The organism is Azospirillum melinis (assembly GCF_013340935.1).
Lineage (GTDB): Bacteria > Pseudomonadota > Alphaproteobacteria > Azospirillales > Azospirillaceae > Azospirillum > Azospirillum melinis.
This window is the reverse complement of record NZ_WHOS01000004.1, coordinates 23,727-38,763: the sequence shown is the minus strand read 5'-3', so window position 1 is coordinate 38,763 and position 15,037 is coordinate 23,727. Positions and strand designations below refer to the sequence as shown.

General features: G+C 67.8%; 13 protein-coding genes. 8 read left to right on the top strand and 5 right to left on the bottom strand.

What is annotated here, in order from left to right; all coding sequences use genetic code 11:
* Positions 1-18: 18 nt before the first annotated feature.
* On the bottom strand, positions 19-1,059 hold the full coding sequence (locus GBZ48_RS04905) for a zinc-dependent alcohol dehydrogenase family protein (RefSeq protein WP_174470004.1): 1,041 nt from the start codon (positions 1,057-1,059) through the stop codon (positions 19-21).
* Between the two features lie 136 nt (positions 1,060-1,195).
* Here GBZ48_RS04905 and GBZ48_RS04900 point away from each other — a divergent pair, with 136 nt between their 5' ends.
* Together GBZ48_RS04900 and GBZ48_RS04895 are read left to right on the top strand one after the other, a co-directional pair.
* Positions 1,196-1,675, top strand: a complete 480-nt coding sequence (locus GBZ48_RS04900) for an Lrp/AsnC family transcriptional regulator (RefSeq protein WP_174470003.1) — start codon at positions 1,196-1,198, stop codon at positions 1,673-1,675.
* Between the two features lie 167 nt (positions 1,676-1,842).
* Positions 1,843-2,745 (top strand): DMT family transporter, encoded by a 903-nt coding sequence (locus GBZ48_RS04895; protein ID WP_174470002.1) that lies wholly within the window; start codon positions 1,843-1,845, stop codon positions 2,743-2,745.
* Positions 2,746-2,764: 19 nt separating this feature from the next.
* Here GBZ48_RS04895 and GBZ48_RS04890 read toward each other — a convergent pair whose 3' ends face one another.
* Genes GBZ48_RS04890 through GBZ48_RS04880 form a run of 3 tightly spaced genes read right to left on the bottom strand, consistent with a single transcriptional unit; the run spans position 2,765 to position 5,582 of the window.
* A complete protein-coding gene (locus GBZ48_RS04890; RefSeq protein ID WP_109049511.1) occupies positions 2,765-3,139 on the bottom strand; it encodes a hypothetical protein in 375 nt (124 codons plus the stop codon).
* A 35-nt stretch (positions 3,140-3,174) separates the two neighbouring features.
* Complete coding sequence (locus tag GBZ48_RS04885; RefSeq protein ID WP_174470001.1) at positions 3,175-4,476, bottom strand: hypothetical protein; 1,302 nt, start codon at positions 4,474-4,476, stop codon at positions 3,175-3,177.
* 2 nt (positions 4,477-4,478) lie between these two features.
* Positions 4,479-5,582: a hypothetical protein gene (locus GBZ48_RS04880; protein WP_174470000.1), complete on the bottom strand. Its 1,104-nt coding sequence runs from the start codon at positions 5,580-5,582 to the stop codon at positions 4,479-4,481.
* A gap of 218 nt (positions 5,583-5,800) precedes the next feature.
* On the opposite strand from GBZ48_RS04880, the gene GBZ48_RS04875 reads away from it, so the two are divergent.
* The 4 genes from GBZ48_RS04875 (at position 5,801) to GBZ48_RS04860 (ending at position 10,717) form a co-directional block, all read left to right on the top strand.
* Positions 5,801-7,840 carry an AsmA family protein gene (locus GBZ48_RS04875; RefSeq protein ID WP_174469999.1) on the top strand — a complete coding sequence of 680 codons (2,040 nt, stop codon included), beginning with the start codon at positions 5,801-5,803 and terminating at the stop codon, positions 7,838-7,840.
* A gap of 70 nt (positions 7,841-7,910) precedes the next feature.
* A complete protein-coding gene (locus GBZ48_RS04870; protein WP_174469998.1) occupies positions 7,911-9,686 on the top strand; it encodes an SLC13 family permease in 1,776 nt (591 codons plus the stop codon).
* A 117-nt stretch (positions 9,687-9,803) separates the two neighbouring features.
* On the top strand, positions 9,804-10,283 hold the full coding sequence (locus tag GBZ48_RS04865; protein WP_174469997.1) for a hypothetical protein: 480 nt from the start codon (positions 9,804-9,806) through the stop codon (positions 10,281-10,283).
* Between the two features lie 143 nt (positions 10,284-10,426).
* Positions 10,427-10,717, top strand: a complete 291-nt coding sequence (locus GBZ48_RS04860) for a hypothetical protein (RefSeq protein ID WP_174469996.1) — start codon at positions 10,427-10,429, stop codon at positions 10,715-10,717.
* Positions 10,718-10,772: 55 nt separating this feature from the next.
* Here the strand turns inward: GBZ48_RS04860 and GBZ48_RS04855 are convergent, their stop codons facing one another.
* Complete coding sequence (locus GBZ48_RS04855) at positions 10,773-11,804, bottom strand: purine-nucleoside phosphorylase (protein ID WP_174469995.1); 1,032 nt, start codon at positions 11,802-11,804, stop codon at positions 10,773-10,775.
* A 204-nt stretch (positions 11,805-12,008) separates the two neighbouring features.
* Between GBZ48_RS04855 and GBZ48_RS04850 the strand changes: the two genes are divergently transcribed.
* Both GBZ48_RS04850 and GBZ48_RS04845 read left to right on the top strand, forming a co-directional pair.
* Complete coding sequence (locus GBZ48_RS04850) at positions 12,009-13,172, top strand: aminotransferase (protein ID WP_174469994.1); 1,164 nt, start codon at positions 12,009-12,011, stop codon at positions 13,170-13,172.
* A gap of 164 nt (positions 13,173-13,336) precedes the next feature.
* Positions 13,337-14,995, top strand: coding sequence for a sensor histidine kinase (locus GBZ48_RS04845; protein WP_174469993.1), 1,659 nt, complete (start codon positions 13,337-13,339; stop codon positions 14,993-14,995).
* Positions 14,996-15,037 lie beyond the last annotated feature (42 nt).

The window sequence follows — 15,037 nt, the reverse complement described above, 5'->3', positions numbered from 1 at the left end:
CATCATTGAACCTTGGCCTCAGAACTCCGTCACCACGGTGACGCCGGTGCCCTCGAACCTGTCCATGCTCATCAGGGCGTCGATGGACTGTTCCAGCGTGATCGTCCGGCCGATCAGCTTCTCCGGCGCCAGCTTGCCGGACCGCATCATCTCCATCATCGCGTCATAGCGGTGAGCCTGCATGCCGTGGCTGCCGAGGATTTCCAGCTCGTTGGCGATGACGCGGCTCATCGGAATGGCCGGCGTGCTGTTCTCGGCCAGCATCAGCCCGACCTGCACATGCTTGCCCCGCTTGCGCAGGTTGCCGATCGAGTTGAAGCAGGTGGTGGGGTGGCCCAGCGCGTCGAGCGAGACATGGGCGCCGCCGCGGGTGATCTCGATGACCGTTTCGGCGACCTCCCCAACCTCCGATGCGTTCACCGTGGCAACGGCGCCGAGCGCACGGGCCAGGGCGAGCTTGTCTTCCGAGATGTCGACGGCGACGACATTGGCGCCCACCGCATTGGCGATCATGATCGCCGACAGGCCGACGCCGCCGCAGCCGTGAACGGCGACCCATTGGCCGGCGGAGGTCTTGCCCTGGTCGATGACGGCGCGGAACGAGGTCACGAAGCGGCAGCCGAGGCTCGCCGCCGTGGTGAAGTCCATGCTCTCCGGCAGACCCACCAGATTGATGTCCGCCCGATGCAGGCCGACATACTGGGCGAACGACCCCCAATGGGTGAAGCCGGGCTGGAACTGCCGGTCGCAGACCTGATGGTTGCCGGAATGGCATTCGGGACAGGCGCCGCAGCCGCCGACGAACGGGACCGTCACCCGGTCCCCGACCTTCCATTTCGTCACGTCCCTGCCGACCGCCTCGACGATGCCGGCCAGTTCGTGGCCGGGAACATGGGGAAGCTGGATGTCGGTGTCATGGCCGACCCAGCCGTGCCAGTCGCTGCGGCAGACGCCGGTCGCCATCACCTTGACGACGACACCATGCGGCTCCGGCGTCGGATCGGGCACGATCATGATTTTGGGCGGGGCGGAAAATGCCTCGTAGACCACGGCTTTCATCGGGGGGACTCCGTCTGGACGCTCCCCGCAGTCTACGACGGGCCTGCTGAAATTGGCTTTCAATTGAAGATCGGTCGAACCGCAGATATGAAGGGTTCTTTCCTCTAATGGCCTAATGGCGAAGGAATTCTTCAGCATGGACCCGCTGGATAAAGTGGATGCCGCGATTGCCGACCGGCTGCAACAGGATGGCAGGCTGTCCAACGCCAAGCTCTCCGAACAGCTGGCGCTCAGCGAGGCGTCCTGCTGGCGGCGTCAGAAGCGTTTGGAGGAAAGCGGGGTGATCAAGGGCTATCAGGCGGTTCTCGACCGCCGCAAGCTCGGCTTCGGCGTCATGGCCTTCGTGCAGATCGTCTGCACCCAGCATGGCGAGGAGGTGACCGCGGCTTTCGAGGCGATCATCCAGTCCTGCCCCTCCGTGCTGAGCTGCCACAACACCACCGGAGAGGCGGATTTCCTGCTGGTCGTCGTCGCGCGCGATCTCGACGATTACAGCGGGTTCGTCGACAGGGTGCTGCGAAAGCTGCCGGGGGTCGCCAGCATCCGGTCGAACCTGTCGCTGCGGGAGATGAAGGAGACCAACCGGCTGCCCGTTCAACAGGCGCCCTATCGCTGAACGCCCCGGCCGCCGTTGGCGGACTCAATCGGGCGGATGGAATTTTCGCATCGCTCCTGCCCGCGGGCGGGGGTTGCGTTCGTCCGCCATTCCAGCAATATCGCTGGCCGCGCAGGTCTGCGGCCTGCTCCTGCGGATCACGCTCTCAACCATTGCCGGACCCTTCCATGACCGCGGCCCCCGCGACCGACACCCGCCGTGGCATCCTGATGATGCTGGGCGGGATGACGCTCTTCACGCTGAACGACGCGCTCGGCAAATGGCTGGTGGCCGACCATCCGGTCGCCATGCTGCTGGCCGTGCGCAGCCTGTTCGGGCTGGCGGTGCTGGCGCCGATGATCTGGCGCGAGGGCATCGCCGCGGTCTTCGCGGTCGACCGGCTGCCGCTGCACATCCTGCGTGTGCTGCTGATGACGGTGGACGTCGCCTGCTTCTACTGGGCGGTCGGTTATCTGCCGCTAGCCGACGTGATGACCATCTACATGTCGGCACCGCTGATCGTCACCGCGCTGTCGGTGCTGGTCCTGCGCGAAAGCGTCGGCTGGCGCCGCTGGGTGGCGGTGCTGGTCGGCTTCGTCGGCGTCGTCATCGTGCTGAACCCGACCGGCCGCTTCGACCTTTGGCCGTCGCTGGTGGCGCTGATCGGCGCCTTCATCTTCTCCAGCGGCGTGATCTCCACCCGCGTCTTGCGCTCCGCCTCCAGCCTGACGCTGGTCGGCAACCAGATGGTGGGCGGCCTGCTGATCGGCGGGGTGACGCTGCCCTGGACCTGGGAAGCGCCGGGGTGGTTCGGCTTCCTCCTGCTGGGGCTGCTGGGCGTTACCGCGCTGGCCGGCCACGCCATGATGAACCGCTCGCTGCAGCTCAGCCCGGCCGCGGTGGTGGTGCCCTTCCAATATGTGTCGATCCTGTGGGCGGTGATCCTCGACCTCGCGGTCTGGGGCACGGCCCCCACCGCCCGCATGGGGGTGGGGGCTGTGCTGATCATCGGCAGCGGGCTGTTCATCGTCTACCGCGAACAGCGCCTCAAGCGCGGCGTCGCCGCCGAAGGGGTGGCGGAGGTGCCGTGAGCTTCCGTGAGATTTTGCCTTACAGCGCGAAATACCGCGGCACCAGCCTGACCGTCACCGGGTCCACCGGACGCCAGCCATAGTCGCGGATGACGTCGTTGGACTCCACCGGGCGCCGCCCGTCCGCCAGCGACCAGGTGATGTGGTAGGTCGATCCGTCCGGCCGGTCGCTGGCGCCGTCGACGGCGACAACCAGCGCCTGCACCCCCTCGCCGTCGTCGGCATAGCCGATCACGTCGGCCTCGGTTGCGGCGGGCAGCGGCTCCTGCGGTCCGACGCCGAAGGTGAGGGTCACATGGTCGGCGACCAGCCTCTCATAGCGGGGCGGAAGCAGGGCCAGCAGGCGCCCGCGCTCGTCCGCCGGCAATTCCCACCCGGTGTATCCCGATCCCATCGCCAATTCCTCCGAACCGCAAGGCGCCGGCACACTCACCGCCGGCCGCTGCTCATGATGTCGTCCATGATCTTATTCGCTTCGGCCGGTCCGGCAATCAGTTCGATCATGCGGATGGCGGTATAGCCGGTGCGGGTGCTGCCGGCCGGTCCGCCCAGCGCCTGCTGCGCCTTTTCCGTCAGCGAGGCGGTGGTCTTCTGCGTCATCTCCCGCAGCTCGCCGCGCAGCCCCAGCGTATCGGCGATGGTCGCGCATTTGCGCAGCGCACGGGCGTGGTTCTCCGCCTGGGCCAGTTGGGCGCGTCCTTCGCTGCCGCCCTCCAGCGCGCCGATGGCGGCGACGATGCCGGCATCGGCGTCCTGCAACACCTGGGTCTTCACCATGGTGTGGACGGAGTTGCGCACCTGCTTCAGCCGCTGGTCGAATTCCTTGTTGCGGCTGTGCTCCATCGCCGCCCGCGTGGCGTCCAGGCTGGCGACGAGGTCGAGCGCCAGATCGGCCACCGCCATGCGGTCGCTGGCCGGGGTGTCCTGCCAGCTGCGCGAGCGGTCCTCGATCTGGGCGACGACGGTGCCGCTCAGCTGCATGAACAGGGTGGCGCGGTCGGTCGACTTCTGGCCCAGATCCATGTCCCACAGCCCGCTCAACAGCACCGACGGATCGGTCAGGCGCGAGGCGGCGAGCAGGATGAAGATCCGCAGCGACTCCGGTCTGGCGCGGGACAGCCGGCGGCCGATGGTCTGGATCGCCTCGATATGATCGCCATGGAGCTTCGGCACCGGCTTGGGCGACAGCGCCGCCTTCAACTCCATGATCTCAGGTGCGATGGACAGTAGGACGGCGATGTCCGCGAGCGCTCGTGTCCGGTTGGGGTTCATCCGCAGGTCGAGCGCTTCGCTGAAATGCCCGGCCACCGCCCCCTGGGCGATGGTCGTCACCGCGGCGGCGCATTCCCCCCAGAAGGCTTCGGTCAGCGCCTTGCGCTCCGGCCCGGCCTGGAGGGCCGGACGGAAGGCGCGCATGCGCTCCTTGCCGACCTCGGCCTCCACCAGCGGCCACAGGCTGTTCATCAGCGACCGTTCGATCACGCTCAGCGGCACCGGGTCGGCCTTGCCCAACGCTTCGAACAGGTCTTCGAAGGGATCGCAGAACAGCCGCTTCAGCGTCGGCCGGCGGTGCAGCCGCAGCTCGACCAAGCGGGGGCGGATCACGGCGATGGTGCGCTGGATGTCGGGATGGTCGTTCATCTGCTCCAGCAGATCGACGATCTGGCGGAACTTGGGCTCGTCGATGTCCAGAAGCTTGTCGCCCAGCGCGACCAGATCCCTCATCTCCATGATCAGGCCGCTCTCCCTTTGATCGTCTCGATCCGCATGACCAGATCGACATCGAGCTGGCCGCTGCGCCAGTCGACATAAGCGCGCACCGACCGCTTGTGGCTGTTGATCAGCTTGTCCGCCAGCGCGGACTGCTCGGCGCGGCCCTCGTCCTTCGGCAGCAGGGGGATGACGCGGAAGATGTCGTGGACGGCCATGTCCTGGGAATAGCGGTCCTGGGTCAGCGCGTCGTTCCACAGCAGGATCAGATATTCCCAGCCGTCGAGCAGCCAGGACAGCCGGCTCGACGCCTTGCGGATCTGCGGACGCTTGGTCTCCCACTGGCGCAGCAGCACCTCGAACGACGCCATCGCCTGATCGAACTGGCCGATGACGTTGCGGGCGTGGTTGACCGTATGCTCCGCCACTTCGGCGCAGAAGCCGCCGATGGGAGCCGCCTCCGACACGTTGTCGGTTGCCCAGTCAGTCATGCTGTCGCGGAAGCCCTGGAGATCGCGCATCAGCCGCCGCAGCCGCGCCGGCTTGGGCGAGCTGGCCAACCCGATGGCCTCCATCATCAGCGCCAGCTCGGCGATGCGGCCATAGAGTTCCTTCGGTTCCAGAGCCAGACGCTGCGCCGCCTTCATCATCAGGTCGCGCGTCAGCTTCTGCCCTTCGGCGGAGGTCAGGCCGACCTTCAGGATCTCCGTCGATTCCAGGCCGACCGCCTTCAGCGCCTCGACGATCAGCTGGTAGTTGATGAGAAGCCGCTGGTCCTCGTCGTCGCTCAGCGCCGCTTCCGCCGCCGCCACGGCACCGCCGCCGGCCAGCCCGCAGCGCGCCGCCTCCAGCACCGCCTTGCGGATGTCGTCGGGCGAGCAGCCTTCGGCCTTGGCGATCAGATCGTGCAGCATCCGGTCATGCACGGTCATCGGGAAGGCCAGCGGCAGCGACTTCCACGGAACCACATAGACGCCGCGCCCTTCCGAAAGGTTGGGCACCAGCACCTCCAGCTGGTCGCGGCTGTCCTTGCGCACGCGGGTCTGCGCCAGCACCGGCGTGGTGAAGGCCACGGCGGCACCGCGTTCCTCGAAGGTGGACGGGGCGAAATTGGTCAGAGAACGCATCTTGTCCTGCGGCCCTGGCTGCGGGGTGGGGGTGAGGCGTCGACGATTACGGCGCTGCGATACTGAATTTTGCGTTAAATCCAATATAAGCGCCATTGGAGTATATGACCTTCGGACAGATGGAGCGGATCTCTTGCGGTACCCCCCGCCTCCGGCCTTCGCTGTTCCGCCTCCTTGTCCGTTGTCAGGGGAAGGGACGGTGCGCGGAGGGCAGGGGGATGAAAGCGGGTGCGGGATCGGTGTTCAAATGGATCGGTTATGGCCTGCTTGGCCTCGTCGGTCTCGTCGTCGTCGGGGTCGGCGCGGTGGTGCTGCTGTTCGACTGGAACGATGCCCGCGGCTTCGTCGCCCGCCGCGCCTCGGCGGCGCTGAACCGCGAGGTCGCCATCGACGGTGACCTGCGCGTGCATCTCGGCAACCCGATCCGCATCCATCTGGAAGGACTGCGCGTCGCCAACGCCGACTGGGCGCAGGACAGGACGATGGCGGAGATCAGGGCGCTGGACGCCTCGCTGCGCCCGTGGCCGCTGCTGCGCGGCAACTGGGAACTGCCGGAACTGAAGTTCGAGGGTCCGAAGCTGATCCTGGAAAAGAACGACAAGGGCGAGGCGAACTGGAATTTCGGCCCGCCCAACGCGGAGAAGGAGGTGGCGAAGGAGACCGTAACCCCCGACAAGCGCGGCGACATTCCGGTGATCGAGCGGCTGCTGATCGCCGACGGGCGGTTGCGCTACCGCGACCCCACCAGCGACATCGACATCGACAACACCATCAACACCGCGACGGGCGACAACAACAGCGACACCGTGCAGCTGAACGGCAAGGGCAACTTCGCCGGCAAGCCCTTCACCCTGGCGGTGGAGGGCGGCTCGCTGCTCTATCTGCGCGACGATCCCAAGCCCTATCCTCTGAAGATCGACGCCGCCGTCGGCAAGACCAAGGGCCGCATCGAAGGATCGGTGGCCGAGCCGGTGAAGCTGGAGGGCGTCGACCTCTCGGTGGCGCTCAGCGGCAACGATCTGGCGGAAATCTTCCCGATCCTCGGCATCCCGACGCCGAAGACCCGGCCCTATTCCATATCCGGCCACCTGTCGCGCGAAGGGGGCCTGTGGGCCTTCCACGGCATGAACGGCAAGGTCGGCGAAAGCGACCTGTCCGGCGACCTGTCGGTCGACACCAACGGGGAGCGGCCGATGGTGAAGGCCGACCTCACCTCCAACCGGCTGGCGGCCCAGGATCTGGCCGGCCTGATCGGCGCCTCGCCGCGCGGCAGCGGCGACTACCCGACCCGCGGCAACGGCCGTGTCATCCCCGCCACCCCGGTGAATGTGGAGATGCTGCGCAACACCGACATGGATGTCCGCCTGCGCGGCAAGCGGGTCGAGGCGCCATTCGCCCCGTTGCAGGATCTGGACATGCGGGTCAGGCTGGCCAACGGCGATCTGCATTTCGATCCGCTGTCGCTGGGCATCGGCGGCGGGCGGATCGCCGGCACGGTGCAGGTGGACGGCAGCCGCAAGGTGCCGGCGATGCGCACCAACCTGGACATCCGCGCGATGAAGCTGTCCACCTTCTTCAGCGAAACCTCCCTGGCGGGCCAGATCGGCGGCACGGTGGCCGGGCGCATCCAGCTTGCCGGTTCCGGCAAGACGGTGGCCGACCTGCTGGGCAGCTCCGACGGCAAGATCGGCGTTGCGGTGGATGGCGGACGGGTCACCAGCCTCGCGGTCAAGGGGCTGAAGACCAACATCCTGGAAACGTTGGGCGTGGTCATTTCCGGGTCGAAGCCGATGCCCTTCAACTGCCTGGTCGGCAACATGTCGGTGCAGAACGGTGTCGCCCAGGTCGAGGCGCTGGTGCTCGACACGCCGGAAACGCTGGTGACCGGCAAGGGCCGGATCAGCCTGCGCAACGAGTCGCTCGACCTGCGCATCGTCGGCGATTCGAAGTCGCCGCAGGTCTTCGCCACCCACGTCCCGGTGCTGGTCGGCGGCACGCTGGGCAACCCCGACATCGGCGTCGATCCCACCGAGTCGGCGGCGCGGGGTGCTGCGGCGGTGGCGCTGGGCGTGCTGCTGACCCCGCTGGCCGGCGTGCTGCCCTTCCTTGACCCGGGCAGTGAGGAACAGCCACAGTGCGGCCGGCTGGTGCAGGATGCCCGGTCCCCCGACAAGGGGGCTGCGGCATCCGGCAGGACAGGGGCCGGCAAGTCGGGCGATGGCCGCGGGGACGGGAAGGGGTCGGGTTCCGCGCGCTGACCGGACGCACAACCGCGTTCCCCTGTCCGGCCCGGCTCCGGATCACAGGATAAGGACGCTGCCTTCCCCAATGACCATCGACCAGATGTTATCGTTCGGGATCATCGGCGCGGTGATCGCGCTGCTGATCTGGGACCGGCTGCGGTACGACCTTGTCGGGATGATCGCCCTGCTGGCCTCGGTCGCCGCCGGAATCGTGCCGGCGAAGGAGGCGTTCCAGGGCTTTTCCGACGACATCGTCATCATCGTCGGATCGGCCCTGGTGGTCAGCGCCGCCGTCGGCCGCTCCGGCGTGGTGGAGGCGGCGATGCGACCGCTGACCGCGCGGATGACCGGCGTCTGGAGCCAGGTCGCGATGCTGGCCGGGGCGGTGACCCTGCTGTCGGCCATCGTCAAGAACATCGGCGCGCTGGCCATCTTCATGCCCATCGCCTTGCAGGTCGCGCGGCGGAGCGGCACGCCGGTGTCGCTGCTGCTGATGCCGATGGCCTTCGGCTCGCTGCTGGGCGGGCTGATGACGCTGGTCGGCACCTCGCCCAACATCATCGTGTCGCGCGTGCGGGCGGAGATGACCGGCGAGCCCTTCCACATGTTCGACTTCACGCCCGTGGGGCTGGTGATCGCGCTGGTCGGCGTCGCCTTCCTGACGGTCGGCTACCGGCTGCTGCCGAAGGGGCGGGCGGCGGGGGCCGGACCGGCCTTCAACATCGACGATTATACGGCGGAGGCGCGGCTGCCCGCCGGCTCGCAGTTCGTCGGCCGTACGGTGGAGGAGTTGGAATCCTTCGGCGAGAACGAGGTGACCGTCGCCGCCATCGTGCGCGAGAATTATCGCCGCTATGTCCCGTCGGGCCATTGGGTGCTGTTCGCCGACGACATCCTGGTGCTGGAGGGCGACACCACGGCGCTGGGCGATCTGGTCAAGCGCGCCGGCCTGCGCATGATGCACGACAAGGACCAGGAGGGGGTCGAGAACGAGGACGACATCGCCGTGGTCGAGGCGGTGGTGGAGCAGCGCTCCGCCATGATCGGCCACAGCATCGAGGAGGTGAACCTGCGCGAGCGGTTCGGCGCCAATCTGGTGGCGCTCAGCCGGCGCGGCCGGCCGATCCGCCAGAGGCTGCGCCGCATCCGGCTGCAATCGGGCGATCTGGTGGTGCTGCAATGCCGGCAGGCCGCCGTTTCCGATACGCTGGCCGAGCTGGGCTGCCTGCCGCTGGCCGAGCGCAACCTCGCCATCGGCCGCACGCCGAAGCGCGCCGCGGCGGTGGCGGTGCTGGGGCTGACCGTCACGCTGGTCGCCACCGGGCTGGTGCCGGTCGCCATCGCCTTCTTCGGGGCGGCGGTGGCGATGACCGCCCTGAAGGTGGTCAGCCTGCGCGATGCCTACGAGGCCATCGAATGGCCGATCCTGGTGCTTCTGGGCTCCTTGATCCCGGTCAGCGAGACGCTGCGCACCACCGGCGGCACCGAGCTGATCGCCGGCTTCCTGTCGGACCTGTCGCAGGGCCTGCCGCCGGTGGGGGCGCTGGCGATGATCATGGTGGCGGCGATGGCGGTGACGCCCTTCCTGAACAACGCCGCGACGGTGCTGGTGATGGCGCCCATCGGCGCCAGCCTCGCCACCCATCTCGGGCTGCGGCCCGACGCCTTCCTGATGGCGGTGGCGATCGGCGCCGGATGCGACTTCCTCACCCCCATCGGCCACCAGTGCAACACGCTGGTGATGGGCCCCGGCGGCTACCGTTTCGGCGATTACTGGCGCCTCGGCCTGCCGCTGTCGATCATGGTCGTGGTGTTCGGCACGACGGCCATCGCGATCTTCTGGCCGCTGGTGCCGCACTGAGGCTGAGGCGCGCCGGAACCCGACCGTTCACGGGATCGTGTGTTCATGACCGGTTCCGTGTTCCCTCCGTCTGGTGTAGGCTTCTTTTCGGGGGCTGAAGCCTGACGGGAGGCGGAAATGTCGGTGTGGCGCCGCTATCTGGTGAAGGACGTGACCGGCCGGCTGGTCGATCTGCCGAGCCGCCTGCTCGACTGTGCCGACGACGGCACCGCGCCGCTGCCGCATTTCGCCGGCCGTTGCGTGGAGGTGGTGGCGGCGGTGATCGTCGGCGACCGCAAGGCCCACGCCCGCGTCACCGAACTGGCCTTCACCAAGCTCTATTTCGACCAGATGGGCTATGTCGATGCCGCCAAGCGCGAGCGGATGATCCGCCTGATGCTGGAAAGCTGCGCCGACCGCCGTTGCCCGCCGCCAAGCCGGGGCAAAGCGCCGGACGGATGCGCCCACCTGTCCCGCCGCGCCATCGCCGCCCGCGACCAGCTGATCCGCGAATTCGGCTGGGAACCCAAGCCCGCGGAACGCGACGCCGCCCTCAGCCGCCTGGACCCGGCCCGCCTGCGCGCCGCGCCGCCGGAACCGATGCGCACGCTGCATTGAAAATCGGGGCATTGAGTCCAGCCCCTTTCCGGGGCAGGAGAAGACGCGCTCCCACACCTGCAAAGGGGAGGGGGGCCTTTTCGAGCCGCTCCCCCAGGCCCATATGCGGACGAACGCAAAGCTTGGAGCCTGTCGAACCGCAGATGAGTCCTCCCGATACCGCCCAGACGCTGTCTTTCGCGCGCGTGCGACAGCTGGCCCTGATCGGCGCCGGATGCACGATCATCCTGCTCGGCCTGCTGATCGCCCCCTTGCCCGGTCCCGGCGGCCTGCCGGTGATGCTGCTCGGTGGCGTGCTGGTGCTGCGCAACTCCGCCGACGCCCGCCGTCTGTTCGTGCGGGGCAAGCGCCGCTATCCCCGCATCTTCAGCCCGGTCGAACGCATCCGGCTGAAGCTGCGCAACCGCCGCCTGCGGAAGATCTACGGCGAGTAAGCCGCAGGCGCCTGCCGGGCGGGCGGTTGCCGCCCGGCAGGCGCAGACGATCCCGTCAGGGAGCGGGCAGGGCCGGAACGCCGTCCTTCCACTGGTCCCAATGGCCGACGATGTGGTCGACCATCCGCGACCCGACCAGCTCCACATTCTCCACCGTCTCGGCGAAGCCGCCGGCGGTCTCGCCCGGCTTCGGGTCGAGGTGCTGGAGCGTGGTCTCGTTCGGATTGCCCTGGTCGAAATTGACCGCACCGCGCAGGCTCATCACCCGGTCGGAGCCTTGCAGCCGCTTGATGACCAGCGTGATCGCCGCAGCCTCCATCTCGGTGATGACGTAGTCGTCCGCGCCATAGAGCTTGGCGATGTACTGCGCCTGGGCCGACATGCCGGGGCCGTGGAAGAAGGTGTCGCCCGTCATGTGCGTGCCGGTGCCCACAAAAGGAGCACGCTGTGCCGCTTCCTGCGGATAACGCTTGCGGTAGGAGCGGGCGGAGTCGCTGTCCTTCAGCGGCGTGTCGGCGGTCAGGCGCATCGCCCAGGACACCAGCGCCGGGTTCATCGGGAACAGCCGCACCGCCTCGTACCCCTTGCGCGGCATGAAGGTCGGCTCGCCCGGCTTGTTCTCCTCCGGCGCCCAGCGATGGCCGAGGTCATAGTCGACCACCCAGGTCGCCCAGCTCACTTCGCCAATGGTGCCGCGCGACGGCGGGGTGCCGGCCACGCCGGTGACCATAAAATAGGCTTGCGACAGGTCGAGCTGCGGGTTCAGCAGGATCGCCTGCATCGAGGCCGACGAGCTGACCTTGCCCATGCCCAGCACCGACCCGCAGACGCCGTCGGCGTTGCAGTAGACCGGGTTCAGCGCGCCCTTCACCGTGATCGGCTCGGCCGTCTGCCAATAGCGCTCGTACCAGTGCTGGAACTCGCCGGCGCGGTCGCCGGTGTTCTTGCCGATCTCGAACATCGAGCCGACGAACACCTTGACCTTGATCGGTTCCGCAGCCTGCGCGGAACCGGCCAGCCCGAACAGGACCAGGGCCGGGACCAAAGCCGACAGGGCGGCACCGCGGCAGCGGGAAGAAAATGACATCGGAATTACACTCCTTGGGACAGAAACTTACCTGAGTATGCAACAGCCATACCATGGCCGTCTCCATCGCTCGGTGGGAGTCCAAACGATTTTGCCGACCGCCGACAACCGCTCCTCTGCGGTCTGCCCTGCGGAAGCGGGCACTGGACAGCGTCGCCCCGCAGCGGCCATCTTGTGCGTCCGTTCGCATGAGGAGGCTTTCCGGTGAAGTCGGGCAACGCGCTGCTGTCCAGCTATGGCACCACCATTTTCGAGGTCATGTCCCGCCTGTCGGAGGAGCATGGCGCGATCAACCTGGGCCAGGGATTCCCCGACGACCGGGGGCCGGCCGACGTGCTGCAAACCGCAGCCGATGCGCTGCTGACCGGGTGGAACCAGTACCCGTCGATGATGGGCACGCCCGATCTGCGTCAGGCGCTGGCCGCCCACGCCGGCCGCTTCTATGGGCTCGATGTCGACTGGAAGACCGAGACGATGGTCACCTCCGGTGCGACCGAGGCGCTGACCGCCTGCCTGCTCGGCCTGATAAATCCGGGCGACGAGGTGGTGCTGTTCCAGCCGATGTACGACAGCTACCTGCCCATCGTCCGGCTGGCCGGCGGTGTGCCGCGCTTCGTTTCGCTGAAGGCGCCGGACTGGAGCTTCAGCCGCGCCGACCTGGAGGCCGCCTTCTCCCCCCGCACCAAGCTGGTGCTGATCAACGATCCGCTGAATCCCGCCGCCAAGGTCTTCGACCGGGCCGAGCTGGAGCTGATCGCCGAGTTCGTGCAGCGCCACGACGCGCTGGCGGTCTGCGACGAGGTCTATGAGCACATCGTCTTCGACGGCCGCCGCCACATTCCGCTGATGAGCCTGCCGGGCATGCGCGACCGCTGCCTGAAGATCGGGTCGGCCGGCAAGACCTTCTCGCTGACCGGCTGGAAGGTCGGCTACGTCACCGCCGCCCCGCACCTGTTGCAGCCGGTCGCCAAGGCGCACCAGTTCCTGACCTTCACCACCCCGCCGAACCTCCAGGCCGCCGTCGCCTACGGGCTGGGCAAGGAGGAGGCTTATTTCACCGGGCTCGCCGCCGGGCTCCAGGCCAAGCGCGACCGGCTGTCGGCCGGGCTCGCCTCGGTCGGCTTCGACGTGCTGCCCAGCGCCGGCACCTATTTCGTCGCCGCCGACATCTCGCGCTTCGGCTTCGACGGCGACGATCAGGCCTTCTGCCGCTGGCTGGTGGCGGAGGCGAAGGTCGCCGCCATCCCCGTCAGCGCCTTCTTCGTGGAAAACGCGCCGACCAACGTCGTGCGCTTCTGCTTCTCAAAGAAGGACGAAGTGCTCGATACCGCCATCGAGCGGCTGCGGCACCGTTTCGTGTCAAAATAGAAATCCACGGGCACAATTGGTGGGTAGACAAACAGTTCGGACATTTGACAAGTCTTAACCGATTGGTGCGATGATCGGCTCCACCCCCGCCGCATCGCGCCCGACGTTACGGATCGGCACTGCGGACCGGATGCGGGGGGCGGTGGAACGGCGGAGCGCAGGGCATGCCACGTCTCCCGACCTTTCGGTTCCCCTCCGTCAGGCTGCTGTCCATCCGGAACGGCATCCTGACGGCAACCGCCCTGGCGTTGGCCGGGGTGTGGATCGGCTATGCCGCGATGGCGTCCTCCATGCTGGAAGGCCAGATGCGGGAGGCCATCGTCAATGCCCAGACGACGGCGCGCGCCTATGAGAGCAGCACCAGCCGCACCGTGCATGACGTCGACACCACGCTGCGCTCCTTCGCCGAACGCTATGCCGAAGGCGGCTTGTCCCGCGCCCGCCGCATCATCGACGACGGGCTCTACGACACCGGCCTGATCCATCACTTCAGCGTCTTCGGTCTCGACGGCGCCCAGCTTTTCCGCAGCGAGGGGATGGGGCCGCCCGAAGGGCTGGAGGGCAGCGGCCTGATCGCCTATCACCAGGGGGAGGGACGGTCGCTGATGAAGATCGGCCTGCCCTTCAACGGCTCGGCGACCGGGCAGCCTCTGCTGCGCTTTTCCCGGCGGCTGGAGGATGCGGCGGGCGAGTTCGCCGGCGTGGCGGTCGCCAATGTCGATCCCGATCACCTCTCGGGCTTCTACCGGCAGGCCGATGTCGGCCGCAACGGTGTGGTCACGCTGGTCGGGCTGGACCGGGTCATCCGCGCCCGCGGCTCCAAGGACGGAAAGGATTCCGTCGGGCTCGACAGCACCGGCTCCAACCTGTGGGTTGCGGTCCAGCAGTCGCTGAGCGGTGTCTTCTGGCAGGACAGCATCGCCGACGGCATCCGCCGCGCCTACGCCTACCGGCCGGTCGAGGGCTACCCGCTGATCCTCGTCGTCGGCATCGCGGTGAAGGACATCGACGCCGCGGTCGCCGGCTTCCGTGGGCAGATGCGGATCATCGCGGCGCTGCTCAGCGTCTCCATCCTGCTGGTCGCCGCCTTCCTGCTGGTCCAGCAGCGCAACGCCGAACGGCTGGCGGCGGCGCTGGCGGTCAACCGAGATTTCCTCGCCCGCGTCAGCCACGAACTGCGCACGCCGCTGAACGCCATCCTCGGCTTTTCCGAGATCATCAAGGACCAGATGTTCGGACAGGACGCCGGTCCGCGCTATGCCGACTATGCCCGCGACATCCATGCCTCCGGCCAGCATCTGCTGACCCTGATCGACGACATCCTCGACCTGTCGCGCCTCCAGGCCGGCAAGTTCGCCCTGCTGATGGAGGATGTCGACCCGGTCGCCGCCGCCGAATGGGCGCTCCGCATTGTCGCTCCCCAGGCCGAGCAGAAGTCGATCCGGCTGGAGATCAACCGCCCGCCGTCGCCCACGCTGGTGCGCGCGGACGAGCGGGCGCTGAAGCAGATGCTGCTGAACCTGCTGGGCAACGCTCTGAAATTCACGCCGGAGAACGGGCGCGTGCTGGTCAGCGTCGCGCGCGGGGTGAGTGGCCGCTGCGTCGTCCGCGTTACCGACAACGGCATCGGCATGACGGCGGAGGAATTGCGGCAGGCCTCCATTCCCTTCGGTCAGACCTCCGCTCTCACCACCCAGCCCGGCCGTGGCACCGGCCTGGGGCTGCCCATCGTCAAGTCGCTGATCGAGGCGCATGGCGGCAGCCTCCGCATCGACAGCCGGCCGGGGCAGGGCAGCCAGGTCACGCTGGAATTCGCCGCCTGACCCTCCCGCCGCCTGCCGTTTCCGGTGCGCGATCAAAGCGAT

Coding starts and splice junctions, on each gene's coding strand:
- GBZ48_RS04885 (WP_174470001.1), bottom strand. CDS start 4,476: ATGGAGATGAGGGATCTGGTCGCGCTGGGCGACAAGCTTCTGGACATC.
- GBZ48_RS04860 (WP_174469996.1), top strand. CDS start 10,427: ATGAGTCCTCCCGATACCGCCCAGACGCTGTCTTTCGCGCGCGTGCGA.
- GBZ48_RS04900 (WP_174470003.1), top strand. CDS start 1,196: ATGGACCCGCTGGATAAAGTGGATGCCGCGATTGCCGACCGGCTGCAA.
- GBZ48_RS04865 (WP_174469997.1), top strand. CDS start 9,804: ATGTCGGTGTGGCGCCGCTATCTGGTGAAGGACGTGACCGGCCGGCTG.
- GBZ48_RS04880 (WP_174470000.1), bottom strand. CDS start 5,582: ATGCGTTCTCTGACCAATTTCGCCCCGTCCACCTTCGAGGAACGCGGT.
- GBZ48_RS04875 (WP_174469999.1), top strand. CDS start 5,801: ATGAAAGCGGGTGCGGGATCGGTGTTCAAATGGATCGGTTATGGCCTG.
- GBZ48_RS04845 (WP_174469993.1), top strand. CDS start 13,337: ATGCCACGTCTCCCGACCTTTCGGTTCCCCTCCGTCAGGCTGCTGTCC.
- GBZ48_RS04890 (WP_109049511.1), bottom strand. CDS start 3,139: ATGGGATCGGGATACACCGGGTGGGAATTGCCGGCGGACGAGCGCGGG.
- GBZ48_RS04870 (WP_174469998.1), top strand. CDS start 7,911: ATGACCATCGACCAGATGTTATCGTTCGGGATCATCGGCGCGGTGATC.
- GBZ48_RS04855 (WP_174469995.1), bottom strand. CDS start 11,804: ATGTCATTTTCTTCCCGCTGCCGCGGTGCCGCCCTGTCGGCTTTGGTC.
- GBZ48_RS04895 (WP_174470002.1), top strand. CDS start 1,843: ATGACCGCGGCCCCCGCGACCGACACCCGCCGTGGCATCCTGATGATG.
- GBZ48_RS04905 (WP_174470004.1), bottom strand. CDS start 1,059: ATGAAAGCCGTGGTCTACGAGGCATTTTCCGCCCCGCCCAAAATCATG.